Origin of the sequence: Mycobacterium szulgai, from assembly GCF_002116635.1 — a bacterium.
GTDB lineage: Bacteria > Actinomycetota > Actinomycetes > Mycobacteriales > Mycobacteriaceae > Mycobacterium > Mycobacterium szulgai.
Genome location: NZ_LQPW01000086.1, coordinates 94426 through 109368, shown reverse-complemented (window position 1 = coordinate 109368; position 14943 = coordinate 94426). Strand labels below are relative to the sequence as shown.

Annotated in this window: 12 protein-coding genes; 4 read left to right on the top strand and 8 right to left on the bottom strand. The window is 66.6% G+C overall.

Translation table 11 applies throughout. The features are described 5' to 3' along the window. Position 1: 1 nt before the first annotated feature. Both AWC27_RS13935 and AWC27_RS13930 read right to left on the bottom strand, forming a co-directional pair. Positions 2-889 (bottom strand): NHL repeat-containing protein, encoded by an 888-nt coding sequence (locus tag AWC27_RS13935; protein WP_085671018.1) that lies wholly within the window; start codon positions 887-889, stop codon positions 2-4. An 11-nt stretch (positions 890-900) separates the two neighbouring features. After that, complete coding sequence (locus tag AWC27_RS13930; RefSeq protein ID WP_085671017.1) at positions 901-1368, bottom strand: hypothetical protein; 468 nt, start codon at positions 1366-1368, stop codon at positions 901-903. A gap of 138 nt (positions 1369-1506) precedes the next feature. Here AWC27_RS13930 and AWC27_RS13925 point away from each other — a divergent pair, with 138 nt between their 5' ends. Together AWC27_RS13925 and AWC27_RS13920 are read left to right on the top strand one after the other, a co-directional pair. Beyond that, positions 1507-2874, top strand: a complete 1368-nt coding sequence (locus AWC27_RS13925) for a serine/threonine-protein kinase (RefSeq protein ID WP_085671016.1) — start codon at positions 1507-1509, stop codon at positions 2872-2874. Continuing rightward, positions 2868-4007 carry a BTAD domain-containing putative transcriptional regulator gene (locus AWC27_RS13920; RefSeq protein WP_085671015.1) on the top strand — a complete coding sequence of 380 codons (1140 nt, stop codon included), beginning with the start codon at positions 2868-2870 and terminating at the stop codon, positions 4005-4007. Before AWC27_RS13925 ends, AWC27_RS13920 begins: the two co-directional genes overlap by 7 nt. A 12-nt stretch (positions 4008-4019) precedes the next feature. Here AWC27_RS13920 and AWC27_RS13915 read toward each other — a convergent pair whose 3' ends face one another. From AWC27_RS13915 to AWC27_RS33175, 3 genes are all read right to left on the bottom strand, one after another. Then, positions 4020-5894, bottom strand: coding sequence for a serine/threonine-protein kinase (locus tag AWC27_RS13915; RefSeq protein ID WP_085671014.1), 1875 nt, complete (start codon positions 5892-5894; stop codon positions 4020-4022). 66 nt (positions 5895-5960) lie between these two features. After that, positions 5961-7772 (bottom strand): serine/threonine-protein kinase, encoded by a 1812-nt coding sequence (locus AWC27_RS33180; RefSeq protein WP_085671013.1) that lies wholly within the window; start codon positions 7770-7772, stop codon positions 5961-5963. A gap of 6 nt (positions 7773-7778) precedes the next feature. Then, a complete protein-coding gene (locus AWC27_RS33175; protein WP_085671012.1) occupies positions 7779-9659 on the bottom strand; it encodes a serine/threonine-protein kinase in 1881 nt (626 codons plus the stop codon). A 158-nt stretch (positions 9660-9817) separates the two neighbouring features. Between AWC27_RS33175 and AWC27_RS13900 the strand changes: the two genes are divergently transcribed. Beyond that, a complete protein-coding gene (locus tag AWC27_RS13900; RefSeq protein ID WP_085671011.1) occupies positions 9818-10249 on the top strand; it encodes a nitroreductase family deazaflavin-dependent oxidoreductase in 432 nt (143 codons plus the stop codon). A 30-nt stretch (positions 10250-10279) separates the two neighbouring features. On the opposite strand, the gene AWC27_RS32730 is transcribed toward AWC27_RS13900, so the two are convergent. The 3 genes from AWC27_RS32730 to AWC27_RS13885 all read right to left on the bottom strand — a co-directional run bounded on the left by AWC27_RS32730 (position 10280) and on the right by AWC27_RS13885 (position 13466). Continuing rightward, the gene (locus AWC27_RS32730; RefSeq protein ID WP_085671010.1) at positions 10280-11665 is read right to left on the bottom strand and encodes a PE family protein; all 1386 of its coding nucleotides are present in this window, start codon (positions 11663-11665) and stop codon (positions 10280-10282) included. Between the two features lie 189 nt (positions 11666-11854). Beyond that, the gene (locus AWC27_RS13890; protein ID WP_169726786.1) at positions 11855-12670 is read right to left on the bottom strand and encodes an MEDS domain-containing protein; all 816 of its coding nucleotides are present in this window, start codon (positions 12668-12670) and stop codon (positions 11855-11857) included. Between the two features lie 223 nt (positions 12671-12893). After that, positions 12894-13466, bottom strand: a complete 573-nt coding sequence (locus AWC27_RS13885; RefSeq protein WP_169726785.1) for a TetR/AcrR family transcriptional regulator — start codon at positions 13464-13466, stop codon at positions 12894-12896. Positions 13467-13611: 145 nt separating this feature from the next. Here AWC27_RS13885 and AWC27_RS13880 point away from each other — a divergent pair, with 145 nt between their 5' ends. Continuing rightward, the gene (locus AWC27_RS13880; RefSeq protein WP_085671007.1) at positions 13612-14904 is read left to right on the top strand and encodes a glycosyltransferase; all 1293 of its coding nucleotides are present in this window, start codon (positions 13612-13614) and stop codon (positions 14902-14904) included. The last annotated feature ends 39 nt before the right edge of the window (positions 14905-14943 follow it).

Sequence of the window (14943 nt, the reverse complement as noted above, 5' to 3'; positions counted from 1 at the left end):
GTCACTGCACCGGCAGCTTGAGGACGCGAAAGTGCATGCCGTCGTTGACGTACACATTGCCCTTGTTGTCGACCGCCAGGCTGAACGGCTCGTTGAGGTCGCTGAACGGCAGCACGGTTGGGGCGCTAGCGCCCGCAGCCAATTTCAACACGCGGTTGGTGCCGAAGTCGACGGCGTAGACGCCGCCGGCGGTGTCCACCGCGACGCTGGTCGGTTGTTCGAGGTCGGTGAACGGCAGCACGGTCGGCTCACTGGCGCCGGGAGCGAGCTTCAGCACACGCTTGCCCACCGAGTCGGTGATGTAGACGTTGCCGGCCGCATCCGCGGCCACACCATCGGCTCGAATATCGTTGAATGGCAATGCCGTTGGGCTGGCTGAACCCGGCGCCAGTCGCAAGACGCGATGGTTGCCGGAGTCGGCGACGTAGACGTTGCCCGCGCCGTCCACCGCTACGCCTGCAATCACGTTGAGATCGGTGAACGGCAGCACGGTCGGGCTGCTGGCTCCGGCCGGCACTTTCAGCACACGGTTCTTGAAGTAGTCGGTGATGTAGAAGTTGCCGGCTGCGTCCACCGTTGCATCAACGGCTTGGCCGAGGTCGGTGAATGGCAGCAACGTGGGTTTACTTGCCCCCACTGCCATTTCCCACACCTGGCCGTAGTGCAGATCGAGGGCATACACGTTGCCGGCGCTGTCCACCGTCACCCCGGCGAGGTGATTGATGAATTCGCCGAACGGCAGCACGACCTGACGGCCGTAGCTCACCGGATGCGCGGTGCTCGGCGCCGGGGCAGTCGGGTGCTGTGGGGCTGAGGTGGTGGAGGTACCCGAGCATCCCGCCGTCACCAGCGTGGCGGCAACGGCGAAGACAAGGAAGAGGCGTTTCATCGCTGGATTCCTCAGGACCTGGGCGGGGGATAGCACTTGCCGGCTGGCCACTGCCAGAGGTCGCGAACCTCCTGCGGAATCGGGCAGGGCGCCGCGCCCGCCGGTATCGGGCCGAACCCGGCTGCGATCGGAACCCAGGTTGCGTCCGGGTCCCCGCCTTTGCGGAAGAACATGTAGCTGTTTTGATCCTGCAGGTTGATCGCGGCCGCCTCGGTCTTCGGCCCGTACAGCGCGCCGGCGGCCCAATAAGTGGGATTGGTCTGGCTCGGTACGTACGCGTAGTAAGTCCGCCCCGGCGCCAAGCCGCTGTACTCCGCGGCTGGCCGTCCGGTGAGCGTCGCCCCGGCCTGCATCAGGTCGGCCCGCACATCATCGGTCACCTGCAGATTCACCGCGGGGTCGGCGTGCGCGGGTGCGGCGATAGCGATCGCTGCCGCGGCGGCTGCCAGCCAACTCGCTATGGTCTTTGTCGCTGTCATGTCGGGTCACTTCCTAGTCGAAGGTTCGTGATAGCCGGGCCCCAGCGACCGGTCACGTAGAGCGTCCGATGTGTGCCTTGTGCGATTCTTGTGTGGGTCTTGCGTGCGTTGCTGTGCCGCGGGGGAGATACTGCGGCGGTGGACGCGCGCGTCGGGACGACGTTCGGCAAGTACAACATCACCCGCCTGCTCGGCAAAGGCGGCGGCGGAGCGGTGTACGAGGCCTATGACACGGGGAAACGACGAAGCGTCGCGCTGAAGATCCTTGCCGACGAGTTGTCCCGGGACGACACGTTCCGCACCCGATTCCAGCGCGAGTCCCAGGCCGCGGCGATCCTGCAAGAACCCCACGTCATCCCGATTCACGATTGGGGCGAGATCGATGGCAGCCTCTACATCGACATGCGTCTGGTGCAGGGACAGACGCTGCTCGATCTGGTCGCCGAAGGTCCGCTGACACCGGAACGGGCGGTGAACATCATCGGTCAGGTGAGCGCCGCGCTGGATGCGGCACATGCCGAAGGGCTGATCCATCGCGACGTCAAGCCGCAGAACATCATCGTCACCCCTGCCGACTTCGTGTATCTGGTCGACTTCGGCATCGCCGAGGCCAAAGGCGACAGCCGGCTGACGACGGTGGGTACCCAGATAGGCACCTTGAATTACATGGCGCCCGAACGGTTTAACGACTCGGTGGCCACACCGGCGGTGGACGTGTACTCGCTGGCATGCGTCTTGTACGAGTTGCTGACCGGTGACGCTCCGTTTTCCGCCGCCAACCTCGAGCATTTGGTGGCCGCGCACATCGCCTTGCCGCCCCCGCGGCCGAGCGCAACCAACTCGCGTATTCCCGCCGCGCTCGACGCAGTGGTCGCCCGAGGCATGGCCAAGAACCCCGACGAGCGGTACGCGACGGCGGGAGCTCTCGGCCGGGCGGCCAGTCGCGCACTGGGCGGCGAGATCACTTCGCCGCTCGGTTCGCCCGGAGACGACACCCGAGCGCTGTCGGCCGCTGCGAAACCCGCCGATGCACCACAGCGCAAGCGCGGCCGGCTGCTGCCGACGCTGATCGCGGTCGCGACGGCGTTGGTACTCACCGGCATCGGTGTGGTGGTCTTCCTGCTCGTCCGCGGGCGCACCGGGCAGCCGGCAAGCCCGCTCGCCCGGCCGCCACTGATCACCGGAGCCGACCTGAGCAGCCTGCATCAGACCTGTGATCAGGGCTTCTCGTTGCCGACGGCTACGGGATTCGCCACCCACGCCGGACGCGGGACGCCGGAAACCTCATGTCTTTTCGCCGACAGCGTGCTGACGTCGTATTGGGCCGAATACGGCAACGCCAGTCCATTGCCGCGGGCGGTTTCGGCGCCGGGCGCCGTGGATTGCATGACGGTGCCCGGAGCACTGTGCAACGGCTCGAACTTTCTCATGCACTGCCGGCAATTCCCGGGGGACAGCTGGATCACCTGCATCGGCGGCAACAGCGCGCGGGTCTACCTATGGTGACGCCGGACCGTGGCAGCCAGCACACGCTTCGATTCGGGGTATTGGGACCGCTACAGCTCAGCGTCGACGGCACCGACGCGCCATTGGGCGCGGCCAAGCAGCGGGCGGTGCTGGCCATGCTGTTGATCAATCGCAATCGCACCGTCTCGATCGACGCGTTGATCGATGCGGCGTGGCAGCAGCAGCCGCCACCGGAGGCCCGAGGCAGCCTGCATGCCCACATATCCCGGCTGCGTCGACTAATGGGCAGCGGCGCCGCCGTCCTTGTCAGCGCCCATCCGGGATATCGGCTGAACGTGGCCGACGAGGAGTGCGACATCGGCCGCTTCGCCAGCGAGCAGAAGGCCGGAATCCAGGCCGCCGCCGCGGGCCGGTTCGACGACGCAAGTAGCCACTTGTCGGCCGCGCTGGCCGAGTGGCGGGGTCCGGTACTAGAAGACCTGCGCGACTTCGAATTCGTCGAAGCGTTCGCGGCCGCACTGGCCGAGGACAAGCTGGTTGCGCTCACCGCCCGTGCTGAAGCCGAAATAGCTTGCGGCCGAGCGCATTTTATAACTTCCGAGCTCGAAGCCTTGGTGGCCGAGCACCCCTACCGGGAGCCGCTGTGGGCGCAGCTGATCGCCGCCTACTACCTGACCGAGCGCCAATACGATGCGCTGGAAACCTACGGCCGGCTCAAGGCCACGCTCGCCGACGATCTGGGCATCGACCCGGGCCCCACGCTGCAAACCCTGCATCAGCGGATGCTTCGCCAAGAGCCGCTGGACATCAAGCAGGCCGCCCGCGCCACGGCCAAACGAGCGGCGGAAACCCTGCAGCGGCGCCCGAAAGTCACCCCGGAAGCGCCCGTCGCACAGTTACGCGACGCGGCCGGGCTTTGTCATCCGCTGCGCGGGCCGGCCACCCGGATTGGTCGCCTCGCCGACAACGACATCGTCCTGGACGACGACACAGTGAGCCGCTACCACGCGGTGATCGTCGACACCGGGACCAGCTTCGTCGTCACCGACCTCCATTCGGCCAACGGAGTCGATGTAGCCGGCCAGCGGATTGCGCCCAGCGCCACGCTCGCCGACGGTGACTCCATCCGCATCTGCGATCATGAATTCACCTTTGAAATCGGTGCGGGCTGACGTTCGTCAGCGCTAATCGCGTATGCGCGAATAGATTTCGTCGAACTCCACATTAACGGCGCATGTGCCGGTCTGTTGATGGGTACCGTGCCCGGTGAGCTGCGCGATGGGATTTTCGGGGGGTTGCGGCAACGGGTAGTCGCCGGTGGTTTTCACCATCAATGCGGTGCAGCCCGCGACGCTCTCATCGTGTGCGACGTCCAGAACCCAACTGGCGCCATCGAATACCAATGGCGTGTCGTTTGACGGCGAGTGAAAGTAGCTCATGCACCGATCGGCGCTGCGCAGGCAATCCGTGATGACCGCGTAGTCCATCTCTTGTTTCGCGATCGCCCTGGAGAAGGTTCGAGTGACGTGGTAGCTGCCGTGCAGCGCCTCGGCCGGCGATACCATCCGCCTCGGTTGCTTGTCTGGGTCGGGCAGGCTGTTGATGTCGACATCGCCGGTTCGGGTGAACGTCACGCTGCGTTTCTGATTGCAGGCGTTGCGGGCCGCAGCGCGGTATTCGCCGGTCAGAGTGCCCTCGGGGCCTGGCTGCAGGGAGAACACCTGCCAGAATTCAGAGGCGGTGCCGCGACATCTGTCGGAGCCGAGGGCCACCGCCACCCAGCGGCCATCCACCTTGTCGAACACCATCGTCGAAGCGAGGCGCAGTTCGCCGCTCACCCGCGACGCGGTGGCCACGCATCCGGCGGGTGTGCACGACGAGCGGACGGCGTAGATGGCCGTCGTCGGTGTCGCACCCGGCGTGGGGGCATTGTCGAGATTGGTCCCGGCGCCGAAGTTGGCCCGGAACATGCCGGTGAACGGACCGGCTTCGCGTTCCGGGCTGCCTGCCGTGGCCGTCGGCGGGGCCGCGGTGGTACCGGATTGCCGCTGTCCGGTGAGCTTCACGGCCGCGACGACCCCGACGGCGACGACCAGCAACACTATCGCCGCCAGCGCGCCGATCAGCACCCGGCGACGCCGCCCCGGCGGTTCGCCGAGCTGAGGTAGTGCGGCCGGCATCGTCGCGTCCAGCGCGGTGGCATCGTGCGGGTAGCTGACGACGGTGAGGCGCTCGGCCAGCTGCTGGGCGAACTCCTGGCAGCTGCCGAACCGATCGGCCGGCCGCTTGGCCATCGCGGTGGCGAACACCGGATCCAGCCCGGCCAGCTCGGGCCGGTGGGCGGCGAGCGAGGGTGGTGGGGCCGTGATGTGTTGACTGATCACCAGCCCCAGATTGGATTTGCCATACGGCGCGACGCCGGTCAATAGATGAAAAGCCGTGCAGGCCAAGGCATATTGGTCGGCGCGTCCGTCCATCGGGTCGCCCGTCAGCTGCTCGGGCGCGGCGTAGGCGGCTGTGCCGACGGTGAAGTTGGTTGCGGTCAGTCCCGACGCGTCGTCGATGCGGCGCGCGAGGCCGAAGTCGGCCAGAAAAACCCGGGCCGGCTGCCCGTCCGGCTGGGTCAACAAGATGTTGGCCGGCTTGATGTCGCGGTGCAATAGCCCACGATGGTGGGCGTAGTCCAGGGCCGAGGCGACCGCGGTAATGATGGTGACCACTTGATCGACGGGCATGCCGCTGGGGAACTGCTCGCTCACCAGTTGGTCCGCGTCGGTGCCGGCCACATAGTCCATCGAAATCCAGAACTGGCCATCGTGTTCGCCGCGGTCGTGAATCCCCACGATGTGCGGATGAGACAGGCTGGCCGCCAGGTCGGCCTCCCGCAGAAATCGTGCCCGGAACTCCGGATCGCCGGTGACGTCGGCCGGCAGCACCTTCAGTGCGTCCTGGCGCGGCAACCGCGGATGAGACGCCAGATACACCGTGCCCATTCCGCCCGCACCCAGCACTCGTAGGATCGTGTATCCGGCGAACACCTGCCCAACCTCGAGCACCATTGGCAAATCGTAAGCTGCCGCGCCGGGGATAGGCGGGTCTTAGCCGAATACTTTGGGTCGTTGCGGCTAATCGCCGGTGCGCGTGAATGTTTCGCCGAAGTCACTGTCGAGTGCGCACGGCTCGCTTTGTACTTGGTGTCCCTGCCCGCTCAGCAGGGTGATCGGATTCTGCGGCGGTGCGGGCAGCGAATACTGCTCGGTGGTTTTCACGTGTGTAGTGGCTCGCGTCCCCGGGCACTGGGTGTCCTGCTCGATGTCCGACGTCCAGTTCGTGCCGTCGAATACCAGCGGGAATTCTGCCGATGGGCCGTGGAAGTAACTGATGCACCGCTGGCCGGTGCGCAGGCAGTCGGTCCTGACGGCGGCCTCGGTGCGTTGCGGCGCCATCCCGCTGGTGAAGGTTCGGGCCAGCCGGTAGCGGCCGTGCAGAGCTTCGGCCGGTGAGGACACCCGCTTGGGTTGGCCGGCCGGGTCGGGCAGGCGGTTGTCGTCGGGGTCGTCGGTGCGGGTGAAGGTCACGGTTCGCTTCTCGGCGCAGCCATTGCCTGCCGTCGTCGAGTATTCCCCGGTGAGACTGCCGCCGGGACCCGGCTGCAGGGTGAACACCTGCCAGAATTCGCTGGGCATGCTTCGGCACAGGTCCGAGCCGAGCGCGACGGCCACCCAACGACCATCGATCTGGTCGAAGACCATCGTGGTTGCGCCTACCGGCGCGCCGCTCAACCGTGTCGCGGTCGCCACGCAGCCGGTGGTTCCGCACACCGAACGAAGTCCGTAGCTGCTCACCAGCTCCGGTGCAGCTGCGGTGTCGGCAACGTCGTCGAGGCCGGTGATCGGCCCGAAGTCGGCGCGGTAGACGCCGGACAAAGGACCGGCTGCGACACCAGGATGGTGTTGCGCAGTGAGCTGCAGGCCGCCGAAAACCGCAGCGGCGGCAAGCAGCAGCACCACGGCCGCCGCCAGCACCCCGATGCGAACACGGGAACGCCGCACCTGCACGGCGGGCGCGGGCCGGGTGGCGAAGGTGTAGGGGGCGGCGCCGCTGAGGCACTGGCTGAGCTGGTGCGCGAACTCCTGGCAGCTGTCAAACCGGTCGGATGGTTTCTTGGCCATCGCGGTGGCGAACACCGGATCCAGGGCGGCCAAGTCGGGGCGGCGCGCACCGATCGACGGTGGCTCGGCGGTGATTTGCTGGCTGATCACCACAGCGAGGTTGGCGCTGTCGTAGGGCCGTGCGCCGCAAAGCAGGTGAAATGCGGTGCAGGCCAACGCATATTGATCGGCACGTCCGTCGAGAGCCGCACCCATCAACTGCTCGGGTGCGGCGTAGGCAGCGGTCCCGACCGCCATGTTGGTCGAGGTCAGCCGTGCCACCTCGGCGATGCGTCGCGCGATGCCGAAGTCGGCCAAGAACACCCGTCGTGGTTGTCCGTCGGGTTCGGTCAGCAGGACGTTGGCCGGTTTGACGTCGCGGTGCAGCAGCCCGAGATGGTGTGCGTAATCCAGTGCCGAGGCCACCGCGGTGACGATCGCCAATGCCTCATCAGCCGGTATCCCGCCCGGATGGAATTTGCTCAGCAACACCGCTGCGTCGGTGCCGTCCACATAGTCCATCGAGATCCAGAACTGGCCGTCGTATTCGCCGCGGTCGAAGATCCGCACGATGTGCGGATGCGACAGAGCCGCTGCCAGTTCGGCCTCACGCTCGAATCGCGCCCGATACTCGGGATCTGCGGTCAAATCGGCAGGCAATACCTTGAGCGCATCCTCGCGCGGCAACCGTGGGTGCCTGGCCAGATACACCGCGCCCATTCCGCCGGAGCCCAGCATGCGCAGAATGGTGTATCCGGCGAACACCTGGCCGACTTCGAGCGACATGGTTGGCTAATCGCCTGTGCGCGTAAATGTTTCGTCGAAGGCCACGTTCACCTCGCAGCTGCCGGTCTGTTGCTGCCTACCCTGCCCGGAGAGCAGGGTGATCGGATCCTGTGGTGGTTGGGGCAGCGGATACTGTGCGGTCTTTTTCACATGCATCTGCGTCCCGTGGCCCGGGCATTGCATGTCGGTGTCGGTGTCCAGGGTCCAATTGCCGTCGGCGAATACCAGCGGTTGCACAGCGCCCGACGGTGCGTGGAAGAAACTCATGCACCGCTCGCCGGTGCGCAGACAGTTGGTGGTGACGGCATAGTCGTTTTCCTGCGGTGCGCTGCGGATCTTATAGGTGCGCTTCTCGTGGTACTGCCCGCGCAGCGCTTGGGCGGGCGAGGTCACCCGGGGCGGCAGGGCGGCCGGGTCGGGAAGGGTGTTGATGTCGACGTCTCCGGTGCGGGTGAAGGTGACGGTGTGCTTGCCTAAGCAATCGTTGCTGGTCGTCGTGCTGAAGACGCCGGTGAAACTGGCCCCTGGGCCCGGGTCCAGCGTGAACACCTCCCACATTTCGGCAGGCGCGTTCTGGCACTTGTCGGAGCCGATGGCCACCGACACCCAGTGTCCGTCGATCTGGTCGAAGATCAGGCTCGGTGCGAAGGTGGTTTCACCATCGAGGTGCGACGCCGTTGCCACACAACCGTTGGAGCCGCACACCGAGCGAACGGCGTAGGTGTCGGTCGACGGCGTCATGCCCGGAGCCGGCATGTCGTCGAGACTGGTCGCCGCGTGGAAGTTGGCCCGGTATACCCCGGTGAAAGGTCCGGTGTTGGGTGCTGGGCCCGCGGCGGCAGGAGCTGGTGCGGCCGACGCCGTGGCCCTGGCCGGCTTGGGGTGCTGGGTGAGCTTGATGGCGGCAATAATCCCTGTGGCGATGAGCAGCAGCCCGACGCCCGCCAGGGCACCGATCAAAACACCCGGCCGCTTGCGCGCAACGGGCCGCGGCACAGTGGGTGCCGTCGTACTGAGCGCGGGTTGGGTGTCCTGGTCGTAGGCGGCGACGCTGAGGTACTGGCTCAGGTGGGCGGCGAAGTCCTGGCAGCTGGCAAACCGGTCGGATGGTTTCTTGGCCATCGCGGTGGCGAACACCGGATCCAGCCCGGCCAATTCGGGGCGGCGGGCGCCGATCGAGGGGGGCGGGGCGGTGACATGCTGGCTGATGACCACGATGGGATTTGTATCGACATAGGGTGGCGAACCGGTAAGCAAGTGAAAGGCTGTGCACGCCAATGCATACTGATCGGCACGACCGTCCAGCGGCTCGCCCTTCAACTGTTCGGGCGCGGCGTAGGAGGCGGTGCCCAGCGTGATGTTGGTCGCGGTGAGCCCGGTCAGGTCGTCGATGCGCCGCGCGATGCCGAAGTCGGCCAGAAATATCCGCCGCGGTTGACCATCGGATTCGGCCAGCAAAATATTGGCCGGTTTGACGTCGCGGTGCAACAACCCGCGATGGTGGGCGAAGTCGAGCGCCGAGGCAACAGCGGTGATGATCGGCGTCACCTGTTCCAGCGGCATCCCGCCCGGAAACTGTTCGGCCAGTAGCCGAGCCGTGTCGGTGCCGGCCACGAAATCCATCGAAATCCAGAACTGCCCATCGTGCTCACCGCGGTCCTGGATCCGCACGATGTGCGGATGAGACAGGCTGGCGGCCAGATCGGCCTCGCGCAGAAACCGCGCCCGAAACTCCGGATCGTCGGTCAAATCCGCAGCCAGTACCTTCAGTGCGTCTTCCCGCGGTAACCGAGGGTGCGAAGCCAAGTACACCGCGCCCATCCCGCCGGCGCCCAGCACGCGCCGGATGGTGTATCCGGCGAACACCTGGCCAACCTCAAGTGGCATGGGCAGATAGTAATCCGTTTACGGTCGCGTCAAACGGAATTGGCCGACCACACCGCCGGCAGTCTGCCGGCGCGCGCATCGCCAAGCTAACCCGGTTGTGGCGCAACGCCGCTCGGCTAATTCCGTTCGCCGGCTGGATTTCATGCCAAGATGGGCCGATGGGTGACGAGGTGATGCGCGAAGAGCGCGAATTCAACGAGCGCAACATCGAGGAGTTCCGCAGCAACGGTGGCAAAGTGGGCGGACAGTTCGAGGGCTTTCCGTTGCTGCTGTTGACGTCGACCGGCGCCAAGAGCGGCGCCAAGCGGGTCAACCCGGTCGCCTACTTCGACGTCGACGGCAAGATCTACATCGTCGGCTCGGCGGCCGGCCGGGAGAGCAACCCCGCGTGGGTGCACAATATCCGCGCCCATCCCGGGGTGACCGTCGAGATCGGCACCCAGGATCCACGGCCGGCCACGGCTCGCGAATTGCCGCGCGACGAAAGAGATTCGGTTTACCGGATCGTCGTCGAGCGTGCCCCGGGGTTCGGCGAGTACCAGGAGCGCACCGACCGGGTCATCCCCGTCTTCGAGTTGATGGCCACCTGACACCCGGCTTGGTTCGTCGCTACGACGCCCCTAGGACGCCCCGCTCTTGCCGTTGTGGCCGAAGATGCCGCCCTTGCCTGCGGCGCCGCCCTGCTCGCCACCCGTGCCGTTGCCGCCGTTACCGCCATTACCGATGAAGACGGCGTTGCCGCCGTTACCGCCGACAGCGCCGGTACCCGGACCGTTCGCAGCGCCCCCGTTACCGCCATCACCGCCGTTGCCGATCACCTGCCCGCCGGCGCCGCCCGCTCCGCCCGCGCCGGCATGACCACCGATGCCGATGCTGTCCCCGCCGTTTCCGCCGGCCCCGCCATTGCCGAGCAGTCTCGCCGCGCCACCGGCGCCGCCGCTGCCGCTTGCGCCGCTGCCAATCAGGCCGGCACCTGCCTGCCCGCCCAAACCGCCGGCCCCACCGGAACCCCACAGTCCGCCGATCCCGCCAGCACCACCGTTGCCGCCGTTACCGCCGGTGTCGGCACTCGAAAGACCGCCCGATCCGCCGTGCCCGCCTTCGCCGCCAGCACCACCAGCACCAAACAGCTCAGCGGACCCTCCGGCGCCACCTAGGCCGCCGTTGCCGGCGGTGCTTCCGGGCACAGCGGCGGCGCCCCCGCCCTGCCCGCCGGCTCCACCGGCTCCACCATTGCCGAACACACCGCTGGCTCCGCCGGCGCCGCCCGCGCCGCCGGTGCCTCCGACGGTGGGGGGTACCGCGGCCCCGCCTTGTCCGCCGGTGCCTCCGTGGCCACCGGCTCCGCCGTTGCCGAACAGCCCGGCGGCCCCGCCGGCCCCGCCGGCACCGCCGGCGGCAGCGATTGCCGTAGCGTCGCCGCCGGCGCCGCCGGCGCCGCCGTTGCCGCACAACCAACCGCCGCGGCCACCGGCTCCGCCGGACATACCGGGACCGCCCTGCCCGCCGGCTCCACCGCTACCGATCAGCCCGGCCGACCCGCCGTTGCCGCCGGCCTTGCCAGGACCGCCTGACCCGCCGGAACCGCCATTGCCGTACAGCAACCCGCCAGCGCCGCCGTTGTCCCCACTGCCGGGCGCGCCGTTGGAGCCATCCCCGATGAGCGGGCGGTGCAGCAGTGCCTGCGTCGGTGCGTTGATGGCGTTCAGTAAGTTCGCCTGCGCATTCGCGAGTTCGGCATTGGCATACGAACTGCCCGCCGCGCTCAGGGCCTGCACGAACTGGTCGTGAAGCGCTTCTGCCTGTGCACTGACGGCCTGATACGCCCGGGCGTGCCCGCCGAACAGCGCCGCGATGCCTGCCGATATCTCGTCTGCTCCGGCGGCCAGCGCGCCTGTTGTCGGGATGGCCGCGGCCGCATTGGCCGTACTGAGCGCCGAACCGATATTCGCTAGATCTGCTGCCGCACCCGCAACCAGATCTGGCGTCGTGATCAAGAACGACACAGCTCAACCTCCCGACGCGTCAGGACAATGCTGGTACGGTACCGCGATCTATCGGAGGGATTCGGCGATTTCAACGGAAAGAAATTTCGGTACCGCTCACCACTAGGGCAGCGGCGTAACGATCATCGATCGTACGATCTCCCGCTCAATCCTGTTGTGTCGTAACGACATTGGCGAGCGTTAGCCATCTCAAGCCAAGGAGGCGTGGGCCTCCTGCCTCGAGAGCATCCGCTCGTCCAAGCCGAGAACCTGCCATATTCGTTGCACGATCGGGCGGGCGCCCACGAGTCGAAGCCGTCGCTGGTCTGGCGTCGCCGGCTTCGCGGCAGCGGCCAGGGTGGCCGCGCCCCGCGCGCACAGGTAGCTGAGGCCGCTCAAGTCGAGGGTGACCGGACCTTCGGGCAGCGCCGCCAGTGCCCCGGCGAGGGCGGCTGTGCCGAAGGCGTCGACTTCGCCGTCGAGCACCGTCTTCGACGATTCGCAGAACAATCCGAACGGGGTCGAGCAGATGCCGGGGCCGTGCCGCAGCGGGTGCAGAACCATCACCGCCTCGGGCTGGTCGCCCACCACGCCGATGTCGTAGGCACACAACGCCGCCAACGGGTTGCCCTCGGCCATCCAGGTGTCGGCGAAGTGCTCCCAGTGCGCGTGGCCGGCGCGGCGAGCCGGATCGGCGATCAGCCGGGTGATGTCGCAGAACACTCGAACGCCGTTGCGGCCGTCGGCCTGTGCCCGAGCGACCTCGGCGGAGTATTTCGTCAGTTGCGCTTGCGGGTCGATGGGCACCGACAAGTCGTAGAGCTGCTCGATGCTGAAGTATGTGACCTCTTCGGCAACAAAGGTGTCGGCGGCGGCGACGGCAGCCAAGAGTGCTGCACCACCGTCGGCATCAGCCGTCACGATGAACGGGCGTTGTCCGATCCGGGCGCCAGTTACCAGCCACTCCACGGCAGCGGCATCGCGTTCGGCGCGAGACGAGTACGCCCAGCAAGCGTGATCGTTCAAACCGGGCGCGTGAGCGCTCTGCAGAATCCCCGAGGATCTGGTCGGGCCGGCCCGTTTTTGCGGCCCGCGAGAATCAGGTTCCATCGGAGTGGCCTTCGTTGCTATCGGGAACGACCGGCAGTGCCCTGCCGGACCTGGCTATCCGGACGCACGTTCGACGCGGCAATACTGCCTGTCATGAGCTGAGCATAGAGAACTAAGACACCTTCGCGGGCACTAAAGCTCAGGTATGTCTGAAAATGCTTTCGGCCAGTACGCGCCGAACCCACCTGCGATAACGCGCGACGCTCCAGCCGTCGCGATGGGTAATTCGCAGGAAGCTTTCGACGCTGCAAATCACCGCGGCCGTTTCGACCAGCTCGTCGAACGAGACATCGTCACGCAGCCAATCGCGCTCGCGGAAAACCTCAAATACTCGCCGGATCTGTTGGTTGATGCTGGCGGTCAGCTTAGTCAGATAGCCGTCCAGTTCGGGATCGGCGGAGGCGCCGCCGATAAGCGCCGGTGCCAGCCGTGCGGTCCGTTCGTGCACCTCGGTCTGGGCGCGGACGAGAACGTCGAGCGCCTCGTCGCGGTCCTGGGCTGCGAGGATGCGACGGCCAGCCTCGAGATGGAGAATGTCCTGCTCGCCAGTCACGCCGAACGCGGCGTACTCGGCCGCAGCGATCAGTAGGGCGGCCTTGGGGCCATTTCCCTGCACTGTCTCCGGAGAGACACCGGCTTTACCGGCGATCTTTGCGAAAGTGGTTCGCGCGTAGCCGTATTCGGCAAATAGCTCAGCCGCGGCGGTGATCACTCGGGACCGTGTTTGCTCTGCCTGCAGTTGCCGCAGTTCTGAGCGGTAGGTGCGGGCACGACGAGAAGGCTGTTCCGATATTGACTGCCGTGGCATAATAATGAATACTACAGGACAGTATGTAATGTGACCCTAGGGGCGCGACATGGCATCGATCCTCATGGCCAGCATCCCCGCCCATGGCCACGTCACGCCGCTATTGACCATCGCGCGAGGTCTTGTCGAGCGCGGCGACCACGTCCGGTTCATCACTGGCGCTCGCTTCGCCGATAGGGTCGCCGCGACGGGCGCATCGCACCTACCGCTGCCGGCCGACGCGGATTACGACGAGGCGCTGCTTCGGCAATTTCCCGAGCGAGCCAAGTTGAAGGGAACCAAGGCGGCCGCGTTCGACATCGAGCACATCTTCGTTGGCCCGGCTAAATCCCAGTACGAGACCATGATGGCGGCCCACGCGGCCCGGCCGGCCGATGTGTTGCTGCTCGAACCGGCTTCGATGGGCGGCGCGATACTTCTCGGACACGAGCGGCGCGCGCGTCCGCCGGTCGTCGTGTGCGGCGTTGTGCCACTGCCTATCTCCAGCGTCGACACCGCGCCGTTCGGCATGGGACTATTGCCCGCGCGATGGGCCAACAGACCACGCAACGCCGCACTTGCCGCAGTCAGCCGGCGGATGCTGAAGAAACCCAACGCTATTGGCGATCAGATGCATCGCCAGGCGCATGGCAAGCAACTGCCATGTTCGCTCTTCGACTGGCCCACTCGCGCCGAAGCGATCGTGCAGTTCACAGTGCGGGGTTTCGAGTATCCCCGCTCCGATGCGCCGGCCACGCTGCACTTCGCCGGGCCGCTCATCACCGACTCGCAGGCCGAGCTACCGGACTGGTGGTCTGACCTCGACGGCACCCGGCCCGTCGTGCATGTCACCCAGGGCACTGTCGCCAATGTCGACTACCGGCAAGTCATCGCCCCCACCTTGCAAGCCCTCGCCAATGAGAATGTTCTCATCGTGGTCAGTACCGGTGGCCGTCCACTCGATACCCTGCCACCATTGCCCGAAAATGCCCGAGCGGCGATGTATCTGCCGTACGGCGAGCTGCTGCCTCGCACCGACGTGTACGTCACCAACGGTGGATACGGCGGGGTGCAGTACGCATTGCGCTATGGCGTTCCGATCGTCGCCACCGGTGGCAAAGAGGACAAACCCGAGGTGGGCGCCCGGGTGGCATGGTCGGGCGTGGGACGTCGGCTGCGAACCGAGCGACCCACGTCCAGCGCCCTGCGCAGAGACATCCTTGCCGTGCTGAGTCAACCCCGTTACCGCGAAGCGAGCCGACGCATTGCCGCGGAAGTGGCGGCGGCGCCCGGCTTTGCTTGTCTGGCGGAAATAGTGGACGAGCTGGCCGGTAGCGCTGATTGCGCCCGGCAAGACGCGTGAGGATCTTGGTGGTCGATTCCTGGGTGGCGTGCCGATAAC